This window comes from Desulfosarcina sp. (assembly GCF_046496365.1).
Taxonomy (GTDB): Bacteria; Desulfobacterota; Desulfobacteria; order Desulfobacterales; family Desulfosarcinaceae; genus Desulfosarcina.
The window spans coordinates 18,123-35,787 of the sequence record NZ_JAWOHB010000046.1; the positions used below are offsets into that span (position 1 = coordinate 18,123).

The 17,665-nt window shown below is 60.4% G+C and carries 17 protein-coding genes; 14 read left to right on the plus strand and 3 right to left on the minus strand.

The genetic code is table 11. The features are described from left to right. Positions 1 to 80 precede the first annotated feature (80 nt). The 14 genes from mltG (at position 81) to R6V78_RS03305 (ending at position 13,809) form a co-directional block, all read left to right on the plus strand. Positions 81 to 1,097, plus strand: coding sequence for an endolytic transglycosylase MltG (gene mltG / locus R6V78_RS03240; protein WP_410287890.1), 1,017 nt, complete (start codon positions 81 to 83; stop codon positions 1,095 to 1,097). Then, entirely contained in the window at positions 1,094 to 2,197 is a 1,104-nt protein-coding gene (gene cbiD / locus R6V78_RS03245) for a cobalt-precorrin-5B (C(1))-methyltransferase CbiD (protein ID WP_410287891.1), read from the plus strand. The genes mltG and cbiD overlap by 4 nt, the downstream gene beginning before the upstream one ends. Positions 2,198 to 2,262: 65 nt before the next feature. Continuing rightward, a complete protein-coding gene (gene cbiE, locus R6V78_RS03250; protein ID WP_410287892.1) occupies positions 2,263 to 3,537 on the plus strand; it encodes a precorrin-6y C5,15-methyltransferase (decarboxylating) subunit CbiE in 1,275 nt (424 codons plus the stop codon). Next, complete coding sequence (cobM, locus tag R6V78_RS03255; RefSeq protein ID WP_410287893.1) at positions 3,512 to 4,330, plus strand: precorrin-4 C(11)-methyltransferase; 819 nt, start codon at positions 3,512 to 3,514, stop codon at positions 4,328 to 4,330. Before cbiE ends, cobM begins: the two co-directional genes overlap by 26 nt. Continuing rightward, positions 4,327 to 5,412 carry a cobalt-precorrin 5A hydrolase gene (locus R6V78_RS03260; protein WP_410287894.1) on the plus strand — a complete coding sequence of 362 codons (1,086 nt, stop codon included), beginning with the start codon at positions 4,327 to 4,329 and terminating at the stop codon, positions 5,410 to 5,412. Before cobM ends, R6V78_RS03260 begins: the two co-directional genes overlap by 4 nt. Then, positions 5,409 to 6,155 (plus strand): precorrin-3B C(17)-methyltransferase, encoded by a 747-nt coding sequence (gene cobJ / locus R6V78_RS03265; protein WP_410287927.1) that lies wholly within the window; start codon positions 5,409 to 5,411, stop codon positions 6,153 to 6,155. Before R6V78_RS03260 ends, cobJ begins: the two co-directional genes overlap by 4 nt. Before the next feature lie 67 nt (positions 6,156 to 6,222). Next, on the plus strand, positions 6,223 to 6,747 hold the full coding sequence (locus tag R6V78_RS03270; protein ID WP_410287895.1) for a cob(I)yrinic acid a,c-diamide adenosyltransferase: 525 nt from the start codon (positions 6,223 to 6,225) through the stop codon (positions 6,745 to 6,747). Positions 6,748 to 6,798: 51 nt separating this feature from the next. Continuing rightward, positions 6,799 to 8,316 (plus strand): cobyric acid synthase, encoded by a 1,518-nt coding sequence (locus R6V78_RS03275; protein WP_410287896.1) that lies wholly within the window; start codon positions 6,799 to 6,801, stop codon positions 8,314 to 8,316. A gap of 69 nt (positions 8,317 to 8,385) precedes the next feature. Then, complete coding sequence (gene cobU, locus R6V78_RS03280; RefSeq protein WP_410287897.1) at positions 8,386 to 8,937, plus strand: bifunctional adenosylcobinamide kinase/adenosylcobinamide-phosphate guanylyltransferase; 552 nt, start codon at positions 8,386 to 8,388, stop codon at positions 8,935 to 8,937. After that, positions 8,934 to 9,662 (plus strand): adenosylcobinamide-GDP ribazoletransferase, encoded by a 729-nt coding sequence (gene cobS, locus R6V78_RS03285; RefSeq protein ID WP_410287898.1) that lies wholly within the window; start codon positions 8,934 to 8,936, stop codon positions 9,660 to 9,662. The genes cobU and cobS overlap by 4 nt, the downstream gene beginning before the upstream one ends. Then, a complete protein-coding gene (locus tag R6V78_RS03290) occupies positions 9,659 to 10,768 on the plus strand; it encodes a pyridoxal phosphate-dependent aminotransferase (RefSeq protein ID WP_410287899.1) in 1,110 nt (369 codons plus the stop codon). Before cobS ends, R6V78_RS03290 begins: the two co-directional genes overlap by 4 nt. Continuing rightward, complete coding sequence (cbiB, locus tag R6V78_RS03295) at positions 10,758 to 11,720, plus strand: adenosylcobinamide-phosphate synthase CbiB (RefSeq protein WP_410287900.1); 963 nt, start codon at positions 10,758 to 10,760, stop codon at positions 11,718 to 11,720. Before R6V78_RS03290 ends, cbiB begins: the two co-directional genes overlap by 11 nt. Before the next feature lie 7 nt (positions 11,721 to 11,727). Then, positions 11,728 to 12,564 carry a cobamide remodeling phosphodiesterase CbiR gene (cbiR, locus tag R6V78_RS03300; RefSeq protein WP_410287901.1) on the plus strand — a complete coding sequence of 279 codons (837 nt, stop codon included), beginning with the start codon at positions 11,728 to 11,730 and terminating at the stop codon, positions 12,562 to 12,564. Beyond that, positions 12,565 to 13,809 (plus strand): peptidase U32 family protein, encoded by a 1,245-nt coding sequence (locus R6V78_RS03305; protein WP_410287902.1) that lies wholly within the window; start codon positions 12,565 to 12,567, stop codon positions 13,807 to 13,809. A 38-nt stretch (positions 13,810 to 13,847) separates the two neighbouring features. Here R6V78_RS03305 and R6V78_RS03310 read toward each other — a convergent pair whose 3' ends face one another. The 3 genes from R6V78_RS03310 to R6V78_RS03320 all read right to left on the minus strand — a co-directional run bounded on the left by R6V78_RS03310 (position 13,848) and on the right by R6V78_RS03320 (position 17,585). After that, on the minus strand, positions 13,848 to 14,816 hold the full coding sequence (locus tag R6V78_RS03310; protein WP_410287928.1) for an ABC transporter ATP-binding protein: 969 nt from the start codon (positions 14,814 to 14,816) through the stop codon (positions 13,848 to 13,850). A 69-nt stretch (positions 14,817 to 14,885) separates the two neighbouring features. Further along, positions 14,886 to 15,869 (minus strand): ABC transporter ATP-binding protein, encoded by a 984-nt coding sequence (locus R6V78_RS03315; RefSeq protein WP_410287903.1) that lies wholly within the window; start codon positions 15,867 to 15,869, stop codon positions 14,886 to 14,888. Positions 15,870 to 15,881: 12 nt separating this feature from the next. Further along, positions 15,882 to 17,585, minus strand: a complete 1,704-nt coding sequence (locus R6V78_RS03320; protein WP_410287904.1) for an extracellular solute-binding protein — start codon at positions 17,583 to 17,585, stop codon at positions 15,882 to 15,884. Between the last annotated feature and the right edge of the window lie 80 nt (positions 17,586 to 17,665).

Below are 17,665 nucleotides of genomic sequence, written 5' to 3' on the forward strand. Positions count from 1 at the left end.
ATAAACCCCTTTGACAAGCGTCGATGGCATGTCTTATGGTGGGCTCTTATTAACACACTGGATTTTGAAAGCGTCTGGGAATGGTTAAAAAACTGGTTCTTTCCCTGTTTGCAATGCTTTTTGTGGGCATCTGCACCAGCGGTCTGCTGTACATGCATCTCATTGCCTGGGCGGATCGGTCCGCGGGGACGCCGGGGATGGAGAAGCTGTTCACCGTCTCCTCCGGCCAGGGGCTCAAGAGGACTGCCAACGCCCTTCAGGAGGAGGGTCTGGTTTCAGATGCCCTGCGATTCACCGTACTGGCCAAACTGGAGAAGAAAGAAAAACTGCTCAAGGCTGGCGAGTACTTTCTGGCCACCACCATGACGCCCCGAGAGATCTTAAAACAGATGGTTGAAGGCAGGGTCCACCTTTACCGGCTAACCATTCCAGAGGGGTATAACCTGGCTCAGATTGCCGCCGCCGTCTCTGCCGCCGGCTTGGAATCGGAGAAGGCCTTTCTCGATTCCGCCCGCAATACGGAGACAGCCAAAGGATTGGGCATCGAGGCCGATAGCCTGGAAGGGTATCTGTTTCCGGACACCTACTACTTCCCGCGCGGACTGGACAGCCCGACCATCATCGCCACGATGGTCAAACAGTTCAAAGCCGCATTCAAGCCCGCCTGGGAGCAACGGGCAAAGTCCCTGGGAATGACCGTTCACGACATTGTCACGCTGGCCTCCATCATCGAAAAAGAGACCGGCGCCCCCGAAGAGCGGCCGCTGATTGCATCGGTCTTTCACAACCGGCTGAAAAAAGGCATGCGCCTGGAGACCGACCCCACGGTCATCTACGGCATCCCTGTCTTTGACGGCAATATCAAACGGCAGCACCTGGAAGCCTACACCCCTTATAACACCTATAAGATCAAAGGGCTGCCCCCAGGCCCCATCGCCAGTCCGGGTGCCCTGGCCCTTGAAGCGGCCCTGTTCCCCGCCCAAACCGACTTTCTTTATTTCGTCTCCAAAAAAGACGGGACCCACCAGTTTTCCACCACCATCAAGGAACACAACGCAGCGGTAAGAAAGTACCAGCTGAGGAAAAAAAAACCTTGAAACGCAAGGCGGGAACCCTCAGATCCGGATTTACAACCGGTGCGGCAGCCGCCGCAGCGGCCAGGGCGGCCCTCCAGTTGCTGCTGAACAAGCGGGTTCCGGCGCAGGTGGAGATCACTTTCCTGACCGGTGAAACCAGAAGGATCGCCGTTCATCAGTGCCGGCTGGTGGCACCCGGCAAGGCGCGCTGCACGGTCATCAAGGATGCCGGGGATGACCCGGACGTCACCCATGGCGCCGAAATCGGTGCCATGGTAACCCTGGAACCGCGATCGGCCATGCACCGCATCCGCATTACCGGCGGCATCGGGGTCGGTGTGGTGACCAAGCCCGGCCTCGATATCCCGCCGGGCAGTGCGGCCATCACGTCAGGACCTGTCGACATGATCACCAACAGCATCAATGCGGTGCTTGACACCGACCCCACCGATGCCGGCATTCACGTCGAGGTATTCGTCCCTCAAGGGGAGCTGCTGGCCAAAAACACCCTCAACGCCCGCCTGGGTATCCTCGGCGGCCTGTCCATCCTGGGAACCACAGGCATCGTCCGTCCCATGTCCCACGACGCCTATGCGGCCACCATCGAAAAAGCCATGGACGTGGCCCGGGCCGCCAAACTGACCCGGTTGGTGCTTACCACCGGCAGACGCAGCGAACGCTTTGCCCAGAACCGCTGGCCGGCATACGCCGAAGAGGCGTTCATTCAGATTGGTGATTTCTTCCAGACAGCCTTGGCTGCCGCCGCCGCACGCGGGTTTTCTTCGGCAACCCTGGCCGTCTTTTTCGGCAAGGCGGTAAAAATGGCCCAAAACATCCCCCACACCCACGCAGCCAAATCCGAACTGACCCTGGCTGCCCTCGCCCGCTGGACCCTGGAGCATACTGGCAACGCAGATCTGGCCGCCCGGATTGCCGCCGCGAACACCGCCCGGCACGCCTTCAATCCGCTCAAGGAAGCCGCACCGGCAGTAATCGCACGCGTGGCCGATGAAACCCGCCGCTGCGCCGAGGGGTTTTCGGACAATCGGATCCGCGTGCGCTGCGTGATTTTTGATTACGACGGCACCACAGCGGTTGACACACAGCCGGATTGCGGCTAGGGTGGCGACGCAGACACCTGATGACAGAAGACGGAAGCTTGAATTTGGCATTGAAGGATAAATCAGTGGCACCTCCCGTAACCATCATCGGCATGGGGGTCTCGCCGGAGGACCTGACATCCCGGCAACGGTCGCTCATCGAGGCCGCCGATATTCTTGTGGGTGCCAAACGGCTGCTCGGCTATTTCGGTGATCTGGCCTGCCAGCGGCGGGTTGTCGACAGGGATCTTAACGGATTGGGCGATTTTCTTCAGGCAAAGATGCCCGATAACACCATCGTGGTGCTCACCTCCGGCGATCCTCTGTTTTTTGGCATCGGCGCTTATCTGGTGCGCCGCCTGGGGGTCGGCAATGTACGAATCTTGCCCAACGTGTCCGCCGTGGCCGCCGGCTTCGCCCACCTGGGCGAACCCTGGCAAGACGTTCGCGTCGTGAGCCTGCATGGCCGCAACCATACCGGCGAACTGCTGCACCACCTGGCCGTCGGTGATACGGTGGCGGTCTACACCGACCCGGCCCACGGTCCGGCATGGCTGGCGGCAGCGTTGATCGACAATTCCATGGCGGATGTGAGCATGTGGGTGCTTGAAAACCTGGGCACACCAGACGAAAAGGTGGCCCGGATCCCACCGGACCAGGCAAAGTCCATGACCTTTTCGGACCTCAACCTGGTGATCCTGAAACCCGACCCCGGACGCCAGGTCCGGCCAGCGCTGTTTCCCGGCATGCCCGACCATTGGTTCACCCATGAAAAAGGGTTGATCACCAAGGCCGAAGTGCGCGCCGTAAGCCTTTCCCGGTTGCGCTTGTTCGACCGCGCCGTCTTCTGGGATCTGGGCGCCGGCAGCGGGTCGATCTCCATCGAAGCGGGACAGTCGATCACCCGGGGAGCGATCTTTACGGTGGAACAGAAGGCGTCACGGATCAGACAGATCCATGCAAACCGGTCACGCTTCGGCATCGGCAACATGCAGATAATCCATGCCCGTCTGCCCGATGGACTGGCCGACCTTCCCGATCCGGACCGGGTGTTCATCGGCGGCGGGGGGCCGACCCTGACCGACATCATCGGCACGGCCGCCAGGCGCCTGAAACCCGGCGGTATCATCGTGATCAACACCGTCCTGATCGACAATCTGGCAGCGGCCAGCCAAACCCTGAAAGATCTGGGTTTTGATATGGACATGGTTCAGATCCAGGTGAGCCGGGCCAGAGCCATGCCCTTCAGCCATCGCCTGGAGGCAGCCAACCCAGTCTGGATAATCACCGGCAGCCTCACCGGACAAGCCACCAGCAAAAAAGAGAGCATCCATCGTGACGCACCCATCCCCTTCCCCTGATCCGGTATCACCCACCTCGAACCCCGTGGTCTTCTGCGGCGCCGGCCCCGGGGATCCGGACCTGATCACGGTCAAGGGTCAGCAGGCCTTGGCTACGGCCGAACTGGTGGTTTACGCCGGATCACTGGTGCCCGAGGCAGTGCTTAAATGGACGTCTCCAACCTGCCGACATCTGAACAGCGCCGGCCTGCACCTGGAAGAGATGGTCGCGGCCATGACCGACGCCTGGCATGCGGGCAAAAAGGTGGTTCGCCTGCATACCGGCGACCCTTCTCTCTACGGAGCCATATTCGAACAAATGGCCGAACTATCACACCGCAGCATTCCTTACACGGTGATCCCCGGTGTCACTGCCGCCTTTGCCGCCGCCGCGGCCCTGGGGATCGAGTACACCCTGCCCGAAGTTTCCCAGACGCTGATTCTGACCCGCATGGCCGGCCGGACGCCGGTGCCGGAATCCGAATCCCTGGAGTCGCTGGCCGCCCACCGGGCCACCATGGCCATCTACCTGAGCATCTCTCTGGTGGACGAAATGACGCAGACGCTCTCCCAGGCCTACGGCCCTGAAAGCGCCTGTGCGGTGGTTTACCGGGCCAGCCAGCCCGATCAGAGAATTCACTGGACCACGACCGGGGAGCTGGCTGCAACCGTCCGCAGAGAAAAAATCACCCATACCGCCCTGGTGGTCGTCGGACGCGTGCTGGATGTAAGCCTGGATAACCTCAAACACCAATCCAGGCTCTACGATCGGCACTTCACCCACGGATGCCGGGAGGCGGAGGACGAACAGTGAAGTCGGCCCCCCGTGCAGGTACCGCCATCTGGGCGCTGACCCCCAATGGCGCCCGACTGGCCCGGTCCATCGCCCGGCAAATGTCTGGCAGCACCCGCTTCCTGTCGGCAAAGCTGGATACGGCCATCGATGGCACCATCCGATTTTCCCGGCTGAAAGATGCGATCGACCGGCATTTCGGCGGTTTTTCCAGCCACATCTTCATCATGGCCACCGGCATAGTGGTCCGCTGCATCGCCATGCACCTGGCCCACAAGACCACCGACCCTGCCGTGGTGGTCTGCGACGAGGCCGGCCGGTTCGCCGTCAGCCTCGTTTCCGGTCATTTAGGCGGTGCCAACGCGCTGGCCATGGAGGTCGCCCGGATCACCGGCGGCCTGCCGGTGATCACCACTGCCACCGATGTCAACCGGGTACCGGCCATCGATGTCATCGCCTTGGAAAACGGACTGACTATCGAAAACTCGGCTGCCATCAAGGCAGTCAACATGGCCCTGCTCACCGGCGGTCCGATCGTTGTCCACGATCCCTATGAAAAGCTGGCCTACCACTTGCCGGCAAGCCAGACCCTTCAGGCTGCCACCAATGCCTTTGACGATAACGCTGCCGGGGTATTTGTGGATCACATCCGCCTTGACCTGCCCCCCCATGTGCTGGTATTGCGACCCGGATCATTGGTGGCGGGAATGGGATGCAACCGAGGCACCAGCGTTGATGAGATGCGCAGCCTGTTGTTGGAGACGGTCGCTGTCAACAAACTGGCCGCCTCCAGCCTGCGCGCCCTGGCCACGGTGGATTTAAAGGCCGATGAACCCGGACTGCTGAACTTGGCACAGTCCCTGAATCTGAAGGTGATGCTATTTTCCCGTGACCGGCTCAAGGCGGTGGTGCAGGTGCCTACCCCATCGACCCTGGTCGAGAAACACATAGGAGTCAAAAGCGTATGCGAAGCGGCAGCCTTGCTGGCGACAAACCGGGGTCGCCTGATCGTTCCCAAACAGAAGACGGCCAACGTCACCGTGGCGGTAGCCGCAGACGGTTATATATCGTTGGCATCGGACCCGGTGCACCGCAGCACCTGAGCCAGCACGCCATCCGGGTGCTGGCGACCGTCGATGCCGTGGCCGGCTATACCACATACATCGACCTGATCCGGCCGCTGATTTCGGGAAAGCAGATCGTCAGTACCAGCATGCAAAAAGAGGTCGACCGCGTATCGGCGGCGCTGGATCTGGCTCTGGCGGGAACCGCCTGCGCCGTGGTTTCCAGCGGGGATCCGGGAGTCTACGCCATGGCCGGGCTGGTGCTTGAGATGTGCCGCCGGCGATCCATCGCCATCGGCGGTTCCGACCGGCCCGAAGACGAGGACCGTCTTTTTATCGAGGTGGTACCCGGCATTCCCGCCCTGTGCTCCGGCGCGTCGCTTCTGGGGGCTCCCTTGACCCATGACTTCGCCGCCATCTCCCTGAGCGATCTGCTCACGCCCTGGGAGACGATCGAGAAACGGGTGGAGGCGGCGGCCAGGGCCGATTTTGTGATTGTGATTTACAATCCCAAGAGCCGGCGCCGGACCGACCACCTGACCCACGCCCAGGAGATCATCCTCAGGCACCGTGATCCGGCGACACCGGTGGGTGTCGTCACCGGCGCCATGCGGGACAACCAGCGGGTGACGCTGACCACACTGGAAGCGCTGGACCGTGCGCATGTGGATATGCAGACCACCGTGTTCGTTGGCAATTCCACCACCTTCAATTACGACGGATTCATGATTACCCCGCGGGGATACGCAAAAAAGTACGACATCGCCGGGCAGCAATGTTGATTTTCGGCTGTTTATTCCAAAAAGCCATTCCGGGGTCATTTATTCCCATCGGCACGGGAAGCAATTGATGGCATTCAAAAAGGGATTTACCCAGGTTTATACCGGAGACGGCAAAGGTAAGACCACGGCCGCGCTGGGGCTGGCTTTGCGGGCCGCCGGCGCCGGGCTCAATGTCTACATCGCCCAGTTTATCAAATCCGGAGACTACAGCGAGATCAAGGCCCTGGCGTGCTTGGCTGATCGCATCACCGTGGAACAGTTCGGACTGGGCCGATTCATCAAAGCCAAACCCTCGACGGCGGATGTGGCCGCCGCCCAAAAGGGACTCCAGGCGATTCGCGCGGCGCTGACCTCCGGCAAATACCAGGTGGTAATCATGGAGGAAGGCAACGTGGCGGCCATGTGCGGTCTTTTCCCGATCGACGAAATCCTGGCCGTCATGTCGCTTAAACCCGACCATGTGGAACTGGTGATCACCGGTCGGGGCGCAGACGCGCGCGTCATCGACAGGGCCGACCTGGTAACCGAGATGCAGGCCGTCAAGCACTACTACCAGGCCGGTGTCACGGCCAGAACCGGAATCGAGAAATAGCGTCCAAGGATTCCAGGATCCAATTGCAAACACCCAGGCCTATCAACTGACATGAACGACAAACCCGACCATCCCCCCAAAGCCGCCTGCCTTGCCGTGCTGGGCACCGGCTCCGATGTAGGCAAGAGCGTCATTGCCGCAGCCCTGTGCCGGATTTTCGCGGATCAGGGTCTACGGGTGGCGCCTTACAAGGCTCAGAATATGTCCAACAACTCCGGCGTCACCCCGGAGGGGCTGGAGATGGGCCGGGCCCAGATTGTTCAGGCCGAGGCCGCCGGGATCGCCCCCCATGTGGACATGAACCCTATCCTGCTCAAGCCGACCAGCGACGTGGGCTCGCAGGTGGTGCTTTTGGGTCAAGCCATCGGCAACCAGACGGCCATGGACTACCATCGAAAAAAGGCGCACCTGATTCAGACCGCCGAGGCCGCCCTTGACCGCCTGCGTTCCAGACACGATCTGGTGGTGTTGGAGGGCGCCGGTTCCTGTGCCGAAGTGAACCTCATGGCCCATGACATCGTCAACTTCCCCATGGCGCACTATGCCGACGCGCCGGTGATCCTGGTGGGGGACATTCACCGCGGCGGAATCTTCGCCCAGCTGGTGGGTACCCTGGAGTGCCTTCCACGGCGCTTCAAGGACCGGGTGGCCGGGTTTATCATCAACCGGTTCCGCGGCGACCGGCGCCTGTTCACGGATGGCGTGCAGTGGATCGAAGATAAAACCGGACTGCCGGTTTTCGGTGTGCTGCCATGGTATGACCACATCCGTATCGACCCCGAAGATTCAGTGGTCATCGAAGGACCCAGGAGCGTTACACCTGCCGTCAACGGCAAACCGGCAGTGGCGGTGATCCGCATCCCGCACATTTCCAATTTCACCGATTTTGACCCATTGATGGCGCTGACGGGGCTGACCGTCCACTTTGTCGAAACGCCCCAGGACTTGTCCGCATTTTCGTCCGTGTTCCTGCCCGGTTCCAAAAACACCCGCTACGACCTGCAGTGGCTTAAATCGACAGGCTGGGCAACCCGGCTTGCGGATTTCAGAGCTGGCGGCGGACACATCACCGGCATCTGCGGCGGCTATCAGATGATGGGCAAACAGGTCCACGATCCCGAGGGCCTGGAGGGTCAACCGGGAACCACGGACGGGTTGGGCCTGCTCCCCGTTGAAACGATACTCAAAGCCCCTAAAACAACCACCCTCAGCCATTTTTCATGGGACGGCATCCCGGGCACCGGGTACGAGATACACATGGGCCAAACCCATTTGACAGGGGGACGGTTCCTATTGACCGTTCAAAGCAGAAACGGCAATCGGGTCGACGATCAGGAGGGGTGCACGATCGAAAACGGCCGCATCATGGGCACCTATATACACGGCCTTTTTGAGACGCCGGCGTTGGTCATCCGCTGGCTCACCGCCGTGGGGCTGCCCGGTATTGATGTTCCGATAACCGGCGGCCTGGGGTTTAAAATCAAGCAGTATGCCCTGCTGGCCGACCATTTCCAACGCCATGTGGACATGCAGCGAATCAGCGCCCTGGTGGGCCCGTTGAGAAGGTAAATTTAGGCCCGTTATGGCTCGATTTTGAATCCGCTTACAGGAGATACGGCTTCCCGACTGGTAATAATCATGAAAAACGCCGATAAAATACTGGTTCTCGGCGGCTGCCGCAGCGGTAAAAGCAGCCATGCCCTTGAGCTTGCCGAAGGCATGGGTGGTCGGCAGCGGGTGTTCGTGGCCACGTGCATACCCCACGACGACGAAATGCAGGCCCGGGTGGACCGGCACCGACATGAACGCAGCCCCACCTGGCACACCCTCGAAGTCCCCGTCGATCTGGCCGACGCCATTGCGACCCACAGCCCGTCGGCGGATGTGATCCTGATCGACTGCCTGACCCTGTGGCTGAGCAACCTGCTTATGCAAACCCAGGACGTTAACCGGATTCGGCGTTACATCGGTGGTCTGGCAGAAGCTGTAAAATCGGCCCCCCACGCGATAATACTGGTCTCAAATGAGGTGGGGGCCGGCATCGTTCCGGACAACCGGCTGGCCAGACATTACCGGGATCTGGCCGGCTGGGCCAACCAGTCCATGGCCGCCGCCTGCAACCGGGTCGTCTGGACCGTGGCCGGCATTCCCGTGACCATCAAACCCCCTTTCCAGAGCACGGCCCCATGAACGGTTTTATCGCCTCGCTCCAATTCATCACCGCCATCCCGCTGGGGAAACAGAGACCCTTCGACCCCAGAGCAATCATTATCAATTTTCCACTGGCCGGCTTGGCCATCGGCCTGGCGCTATCCCTGTTCGACCTGATCGCGTCGACCCTGTGGCCGCCTGGCCTGGCATCACTGCTGGATGTGATCTTTCTGGCTGCCGTAACCGGCGCCCTGCACCTGGACGGCCTGGCCGATGCGGCGGACGGCCTCTACGGCCAGCGCGGCCGTGAAAAAACCCTGGCCATCATGAAAGACAGCCGGGTGGGGGCCATGGCACTGGTGGCCGTGGTCTGCGTACTGCTTGTCAAAATGGCCGCTGTCGGCGCAATCAACCACAGCCGGTTTTTGGCGCTCATGATCGTTCCTGCTTACGCCCGCTCGGCAATGATTTTCGGCATGCGTTCTCTGCCCTATGCACGTGGTGATGAAGGCACCGGCAGCCGCTTTTTCGATACCCCTTTGACCCCGATGGACTTTAAATTCCTTGCCGTACCGGTCATCCTGTCTCTTTTCCTGGGATGGCGCGGACTCTTGCTGAACCTGTCTTTCGCCGCTGCGACCACCGCCCTCATCTTTCTTTACCGCAGAAAACTGGGCGGCATTACCGGCGACCTGCTCGGTGCCATGACCGAAATCACCGAAGCGGTCCTTTTTCTGGCGCTGTGTGTGGGAGGCGGCCGATGATCAACGGTCACGGGGGCAATATCTACCAGCTGGCCCACCGGCTTGGCTGCCGGCCGTCGGACATCAGCGACATGAGCGCCAATGTCAATCCCCTCGGCCCGATGCCCGAGCTGGTTGACCATCTCAAATCCAACCTGGCGGCGGTCGCGACCCTGCCAGAAGTGGACGCCGGAACGACGGTTGCGGCCTTTTCCCGATTTTACGGCATCGATCCCGGGCAGGTGGTGGCGGGCAACGGCACCACCGAACTGATCTACCGGATTCCCCGGGCCCTGGAAGCAAAAAACGCACTGGTAGTGGGTCCCACCTATTCGGACTACCGGGATGCCTGCGCGATGAATAGGGTGCACTGCGACCATCTGATCTGCCGGGAGGCAGATGATTTTGTACCGGATATCCAGGCAATCGGCCAAGCGGCGGCGAGGGCTGACCTGGTCTTTATCTGCAATCCCAACAATCCCACCGGCGCCATTGCCCGACGTGTCGACATCCATGACCTGTGCCGGTCCCTGCCCGGCACGGTCTTCGTCATTGACGAATCCTACCTGCCCTTTGCGCCGCTGCCGGCACAGGCCACCATGATCGGTACGGATCTGCCCAACGTCATGGTGCTCAACTCCATGTCCAAAGTCTTCCGGATTCCCGGATTGCGCATCGGCTTTGTCAAGGCCCCGGCCGCGCTGATGCCGCAACTGGCTGCCCTGGCCCTGCCGTGGTCGGTCAACAGCCTGGCTCAGGTGGCCGTGCAGTGGCTCATGGATCGATCCGAATTGGTAGAACGGCTTATTGCTTCCACCCGGAACATGTTAGATATAGAGAAAAGACGAATAGAAGAAGTATTCCACCAGAAGAATGGAACCCGGTGCTTCCCCTCGGCCACCTCCTTCATTCTCATGCGGCTGCCCGAAGGGTTGAACGCGCCCACGGTATGGCGGTACATGGCCGACCACCGCATCCTGATCCGGGACTGCACCAATTTTACCGGTTTGTCGGACGCCTTTATCCGCATCTCCCTAAAGAGCGAAATGGAAAACCGACGGGCAGCGGGCCTGCTGGAACAATTGATCCGCAATCACCGCAGACGGGGGAACGTCGATGCCAATTGACGGCCTGGCACTTGCCCTGACCCTGGCCGTTGCCCTGGACATGCTGCTGGGGGATCCGCTGTGGCTACCCCATCCCGTGCGCTGGATGGGCAAGGCCATCGAACGCCTGGAGCCGCGGTTCCGGCTGCTGCCCATGCGTCCGCTGGCTTCCGGCGCATTCATGGCCGCGCTGCTGGTTGCAACTGTGTGGATGGTCTGCCTGCTGCTGGTCAGGTTGGCCGCATCCGTCCATCCCTTTGCCGCGATCATTCTGCAAACGCTCATGCTCTACACCTGCATCTCAGCCCGGTCCCTTGCCGAAGCCGCCATGAACGTGGGCAGCACGCTGGCCGAATCGGGTCTTTCAGCAGGCAGGCGTGCCGTGTCGATGATCGTAGGCCGGGAGGTCGATCGGCTGGATCAAGCGGGGATAGCCCGGGCCACCGTGGAAACCGTGGCCGAAAACCTGGTGGACGGGGTTGTCTCGCCACTGTTTTTTGCCGTACTCGGAGGCGCTCCTCTGGCCATGGCCTACAAGATGGTCAACACCCTGGACTCCATGGTCGGCTACAAAAACGACCGCTATCTGCTGTTCGGCCGTTTCGCCGCCCGCATGGACGATGCGGCCAATTTCATCCCCGCACGCCTCAGCGTGCCGGTCATCGCTCTGGCCGCTCACCTGATCAATGGCCGGGGTCGGGCCGTACTGAAAATTGCCCGCCGAGACGGACGCGCCCACCCCAGTCCCAATGCCGGATTCCCTGAAGCTGCCTTTGCCGGTGCCCTGGGGCTCTGGATGGGCGGTCCCAACCGATACCACGGCCGGCTGGTAAGAAAACCCGTTATCGGCCGCGGGCTATCTGAAGCGCGACCGGTGCATATCCGGCAGGCCTGCCGATTGATGCTCGCCACGTCAACGATCATCTACGTGGTCGCAGCGGCAGCCATCCTTATCCAGCAGACAGGATTGTAGACCCGCGATGACCCACCCGAAAAAATCAAGGATACCCTTTGCGCCGCTGGAGCACCCATGCAGGCACCTTTTTCCCTTTGTCCTGGCCTGCCCCTCATTTGTTTATCCAGCCGGCTACGCGGACAACGTGCGGCTGTTGGCAGGTTTTGTGGACGAAATCCAACTGCTCTTTTTTGAAAGCCGGCCGACAAAGCGCCTCCCGTCAACCCGGCTGATTCGGGAACTGGCAAACCTGGCTGACACCGCGGACATCACCTACAACGTTCACCTTCCAGCCGATATTTTCCTGGGACATCCGGACCCATTGGAGCGTCGGCGCTCCACCGATGCGCTACAGCAGATCCTTGACCGCTGTGGACCGCTGGCGCCATCCACCTTCACGCTGCACCTGAACCGCAATCCGGACGACATCAAGCGTGTGCCGGTATCCACTTGGCAAGAATTGATGACCGATAGCCTCGCAAAGATTTTGAGACGCTTCCCTGAAAGCCGCCGGATCTCCGTTGAAACACTGGACTATCCATTCGCGCAGGTGGCACCCGTCGTCACGGGGCTGGATCTGTCCGTGTGCATGGATATGGGCCACCTCATGGTGCATGGCGTCGATCTTTTCGACTTTTTCGCAGTGTGGGAACCACGCATAACCATTATTCACCTGCACGGTGTGGACCAGGCCAGGGACCATTTGCCCCTGAACCGTCTTTCGCAGCTGCACATGGACAAGGTCCTCGCAATTTTACGAACCTTTTCGGGTGTAGTTTCCTTGGAAGTGTATTCTCAGCCGGCCCTTGACGCATCCTTGGCGCACCTGCGTGATCAGTGGCGGCAGACAGCAGGCCCGTAAATGAAAGCCAACGCAGACACAGTTGAACTGCTGGCGCCAGCCGGCACACCCGAAAAACTTGAAATTGCCGTCCATTACGGCGCCGATGCCGTCTACCTGGCCGGCAGGGATTTCAGTCTGAGAAACTTTTCCGGAAATTTTTCACTGCCGGAAATGCAGGCCGCCCGCCATTTTACCCGCCAAAACGGCGTGCGGATGTACGTGGCCGTCAACATATTCTCAAGGAACGGCGAAGCACAGGCCATTGCCGACTACCTGACCGCCCTGCAGTCTGTGGAACCGGACGCCCTGATCGTCGCCGATCCGGCCATCTTCATGCAGGCGCGCAGGCTGTTGCCCCATGTTCCCCTTCACGTGAGCACCCAGGCCAACACCACCAACACCGGCACCGCCCGCTTCTGGCGTGACCTGGGCGCCGCCCGCGTCAACGCCGCTCGGGAACTGACCTTGGAAGAGATCCGCCAGATGGCGGCGGAAAGCGGAATCGCAGTTGAGACATTTGCACACGGCGCCATGTGTATTGCTTACTCGGGCCGCTGCCTGCTGTCCGGCTATATGAAAAAAAGGGGGAGCAATCGCGGCATGTGCTGCCAGCCCTGCAGATTCCATTACACGGTTATGGAGCAGACCCGCCCCGGCCGGTACTTCCCCATCGCCGAGGATCCCCGGGGCGCCTATCTCTTCAATTCCCGGGACCTTTGCATGATCGAGCATCTGCCCCGCATGATCGAAGCGGGAGTCTGCTCGCTGAAAATAGAAGGGCGCATGAAAAGCATCCACTACCTGGCCGGTGTCGTCAAGGTTTACCGGGAAGCTTTGGATGCCTGGCTACACGACCCCAGCGACTACCGGGTCCAGGATCGTTGGATCACGGAACTGTCAGCCATCAGCCACCGGGGATACTGTACTGGATTCTACTTCGGCGACCCGGACCAGACATCCGCCAACCTGGATGACCGCATCGCCCCCGGCTATCGCTTTGTGGGCAAAGCCATCCGCCGCCATCCGGACGGCGGCACCCTTGTGCAGGTCAAAAATAAATTTTTTGCGGGAGAGGCGGTGGATGTTTTGTCTCCCCATGGTCCCACGCGGCGGGATCGGGTTGAAAGGATCGTTGACGGATACGGGAAGCCGCAGTCCCTGGCCCAGCCTGGTTCGACAGTGATCGTTGACCTTGCCACTCCCCTGGAGCGGCTTGACCTGATCCGCTGCCCGGCGGGCCTTCCGGCAGGACGGACACCGTGATCATCGTGGCCGATAACCTTTGCATTACGATGCCGACATCATCGCCTACCTGCTGCGCCCTCGAGACAACCGGCGTAATGGCAGGCAACCCAATGGCCGGACGCAGGTCGACCGAATTGTTCCAGCAGCGGCGATTCGGTCCGGCAGCGCGCCTGAACGTAAGGGCAGCGGGGATGGAAATGACACCCCGGGGGCGGATTGATCGGAGACGGGACATCGCCGGAAAGCAGCGGCGGCACATTTTTCTTTTGGGGATCAGGATCGGGGATGGCGGCAATCAGTGCCTGGGTATAGGGGTGCAGGGGCATCTCATACAACGCCCCGGCGGACGCATATTCCACGATGCGTCCCAGGTACATGACCGCGATGTGATCGGAGACGTGTTTAACAACGGCAAGATCGTGGGCAATGAACAGGTAGCTGAGACCCAGGTCTTTTTGAAGGGCCAGCAGCAGGTTGAGAATCTGGGACTGGATGGAGACATCCAGGGCCGATACCGGTTCGTCACAAACGACCAGTTTGGGATTGAGGGCGATGGCACGGGCAATGCCGATGCGTTGGCGCTGACCGCCTGAAAATTCGTGGGGGAAACGGCTGGCGGCATCGGCTGCCAGTCCGACCCGTTCAAGCAGGCCGGCCACTGCGCCGGCTCGATCCGCAGGTTTGCCGATCCGGTGAATGATGAACGGTTCGGCAAGGATATCTCCCACGGTGTGCCGGGAGTTGAGGGATTCGAATGGATCCTGGAAAATCATCTGCAGCTGACGGCGGGCACGACGAAGGGTTTTTGGACCCACCGTCAGCAGATCCTCTCCTTCAAAGACCACCCGGCCATGGGTGGGTTGATAAAGTCTGAGGATGCAGCGGCCCACAGTGGTCTTGCCGCAACCGGATTCACCCACCAGCCCTAATGTCTCTCCGGTTCCCACGGTCAGGGAGAGGCCGTCCACGGCGTATACATACCCGACGCGTTTACGCAGGACGCCGCCGTGAACGGGAAAATACATCTTCAGGTTGTCGACATAAAGCAGCGCTTCACCATTATTTGCGGCCACGGGCAGACTCCGATATCACCATCATAGCAAGAAACAGCGTGCCCAGTGTTCACCATCCACTGCCACCGGACCGGGGGTTTCCTTTTTGCACCGTTCCATCACATAGGGACAACGATTCTGAAAGCGACACCCGGGAGGCAGCTGATACAAACTGGGAACCGTGCCACGAATGATCGGCAAGGTGCTTTTGCTTTCCGATGACAACCTGGGCATGGAAGCCAATAACCCCTGGGTATAGGGATGCAGGGGGCGCTTGAAAAGCGCCATGACCGGTGCGGATTCAACAATCCATCCGGCGTACATCACCGCCACTTCCCGGCAGATCTGGGCGATCACACCCAGCGCGTGGGTGATAAACAGTACGGCCATACCGGTCTCCCTTTGCAGATCAAGAATCAATTCCAGAATCTGTGCCTGAATGGTGACATCCAGGGCTGTGGTCGGTTCATCGGCAATCAGCACATCCGGACGGCCGGCCAAAGCCATGGCAATCATGACCCGCTGGCGCATACCGCCGGAAATCTGATGGGGATACTCGTCCATGCGGGCCCGGGCCTCGGGAATGCCCACGCGGGACAAAAGGGCCACTGCCTCCGCAAAGCGCCGCCCTGCATCGATGTCCGGGCGATGCAGACTGAAGACCTCCAGCAGTTGCCGGCCGAGTCGCTGGACCGGGTTCAGGGCTGTCATGGGCTCCTGGAAGATCATAGCAATCCGGCGGCCGCGGATGCGCTGCATCCCATCCGGAGTCAACTGCAGCAAATCTTCACCCTTAAACCGGATGGAGCCGCTTTCGATGACCCCGGCAGGCCGCGGCAGCAGGCGCATGATTGAAAGCGCGGTTACGCTCTTGCCGCAGCCGGATTCTCCCACCAGCCCCAAAATGGTCCCGGCGTTCAACGCGAAACTCACCCCATCGACCGCCCGCACCCGCCCGGACTCGGTTTCAAATGAGGCCACCAGGCGTTCGACAGTTAAAATGGATGGTCCATCCTGCATGTGCATCTTCACCTGCGGTCAGGGTTTAAAGGTCTGGTCCACCAGGATGACCGGTTCGAAGGTTGTCCCATCGGCCATGGCCTGCCGGGTCTCTGCGTGGAGCGCCGGATCGAACCAGAAAAGACCGCCGCTGCCGCTGCTGAAGGCGTCGAAAAGGCTTCCCGATGTGCGCGTAGCCGGTGGATCGGGAAAGCGCCACCATCGCCAGTAGACCTCCCGGAAATAGGGCACCATGAAAGTGGGCACAAAGGCGCCGATCTCGTGAACCCGGGTCTGAATCCGGTGGGCCATGTCGATTCGCTCCGCTTCGTCCAGTGAGTTGCGGTAGACATCGATCAGGCGATCCATTTCAGGGTCGTCGGTATTGGTGACATTGTTGGTCTGCCCTTTGTGGGCGTTGGCCGAATGCCAGAATTCCCAGAAATGGGGCCGCAGCCCGGTGCTCCACCCCAACCAGGCCACATCGTGCCGTTTTTCCAGGATTTTTTTAAAGGCCGTGGAGGGGTCCAGCTTGAGCAGTTGGAGTTCGATGCCTGCTTTTTTGGCCTCCTCCTTGAGTACAACCAGACGCTGGGTGTGGTCGTCGCGGTAGTAGACCACCTCCACACTGAAGCGCCGGTCGGCTTTCGTCCAGATGCCGTCCGGCCCGCGCTGCCAGCCGGATCGGGTCATATACGCCGCCACCTTGTCGATATCGTAGCGCCGGGCCTTGATGTTGGAATTGGTGTAGGGGCCATAACCCACATAGGCGCTCTCCAGACGGACGTAATCGTTGCGCAGCACCTCGGCAATGACCTTCTCCACGTTCATGGCGTGGGCAAAGGCATAACGCAGGTTGATCGCCTGGAAAATGTCGCGGTCCAGGTTCATCCAAAGCCCCATGGCCGATTGGGGGGTGTCGTTGAAAAACCACATTTTATGCACATATCCCTTTTCCACCACCGGTGTTCGGGTCTTGATGTGCCAGTACTGGGGAATCGTGGCCGGATAGACGTCCAGCCTGCCCTTCTTGAAATACTCCCATTGAAGATTGGGGTCCCGGATCACCTTGAACAGAACCGTATCCACGTTAAAGCGGTTTTCGAAATAACGAAGTGCGTCACCCCACCATCTATTTTTGCGCGCAAAGCGCACGTAGCGCCCTTTTTTAAAGCGGTCGATCTGGTAGGGGCCGGTGTTGGGGACTACCGACCAGTTGGTCTTGCGGATGAAATTCTCCCCCAGGGGATCGAAAAAATGCCGCGGTGTGGGACCGATGCTGATTTTCAAGTGCAGATCCGGCTGCGCCTTGGTGCCGACCACAGCCAGGGTATGGTCATCGTAAACAATCACGCGGTCGATCTCGCTGGAATAGTAGTCGTTGTACCAGGGCGCGACAATAAATTGCGACCGCATGAAATCCAGCGTATAGGCGAAATCGTCGGCGGTGACCGGCACACCGTCGGACCAGCGTGCATTCGGGTTGAGCTTGAAATACATGCTTTTCTTGTCGCCGCCGTAAGCCCAGTGGGTGGCCAGTTCCGGAATGATGTTCAGCGTATTCGGGTGGATGCCGGTGAGCCCCAGCTGGTTGCCCAGGATGGCGCTCCTGAAGCTGGTGTTGGAATCGGGCCCCACCACCCGGAAGGTCAATGGGAATGACTCCAGGGCCATGTGCAGCGTTCCGCCCCGAGCCGCCTCGGGAGATGCGAACACGGGATCGCTGGCGTTGGTCAGCCACACGATGCCTTCAGGCAGCGGTTCGCGCGGCGGTTTCGGTGCCAGTTGAACGCTCGCTTTTGCCGCCTTCCCGTCCCCGGGCC

What these genes read in the sequence shown, in the direction of transcription:
- R6V78_RS03275 (WP_410287896.1), top strand. Translation starts at nt 6,799, where the DNA reads ATGAACGACAAACCCGACCATCCCCCCAAAGCCGCCTGCCTTGCCGTG.
- cobU (WP_410287897.1), top strand. Translation starts at nt 8,386, where the DNA reads ATGAAAAACGCCGATAAAATACTGGTTCTCGGCGGCTGCCGCAGCGGT.
- R6V78_RS03290 (WP_410287899.1), top strand. Translation starts at nt 9,659, where the DNA reads ATGATCAACGGTCACGGGGGCAATATCTACCAGCTGGCCCACCGGCTT.
- R6V78_RS03270 (WP_410287895.1), top strand. Translation starts at nt 6,223, where the DNA reads ATGGCATTCAAAAAGGGATTTACCCAGGTTTATACCGGAGACGGCAAA.
- R6V78_RS03315 (WP_410287903.1), bottom strand. Translation starts at nt 15,869, where the DNA reads ATGCACATGCAGGATGGACCATCCATTTTAACTGTCGAACGCCTGGTG.
- cbiB (WP_410287900.1), top strand. Translation starts at nt 10,758, where the DNA reads ATGCCAATTGACGGCCTGGCACTTGCCCTGACCCTGGCCGTTGCCCTG.
- cobS (WP_410287898.1), top strand. Translation starts at nt 8,934, where the DNA reads ATGAACGGTTTTATCGCCTCGCTCCAATTCATCACCGCCATCCCGCTG.
- R6V78_RS03305 (WP_410287902.1), top strand. Translation starts at nt 12,565, where the DNA reads ATGAAAGCCAACGCAGACACAGTTGAACTGCTGGCGCCAGCCGGCACA.
- mltG (WP_410287890.1), top strand. Translation starts at nt 81, where the DNA reads ATGGTTAAAAAACTGGTTCTTTCCCTGTTTGCAATGCTTTTTGTGGGC.
- cbiR (WP_410287901.1), top strand. Translation starts at nt 11,728, where the DNA reads ATGACCCACCCGAAAAAATCAAGGATACCCTTTGCGCCGCTGGAGCAC.
- R6V78_RS03310 (WP_410287928.1), bottom strand. Translation starts at nt 14,816, where the DNA reads ATGTATTTTCCCGTTCACGGCGGCGTCCTGCGTAAACGCGTCGGGTAT.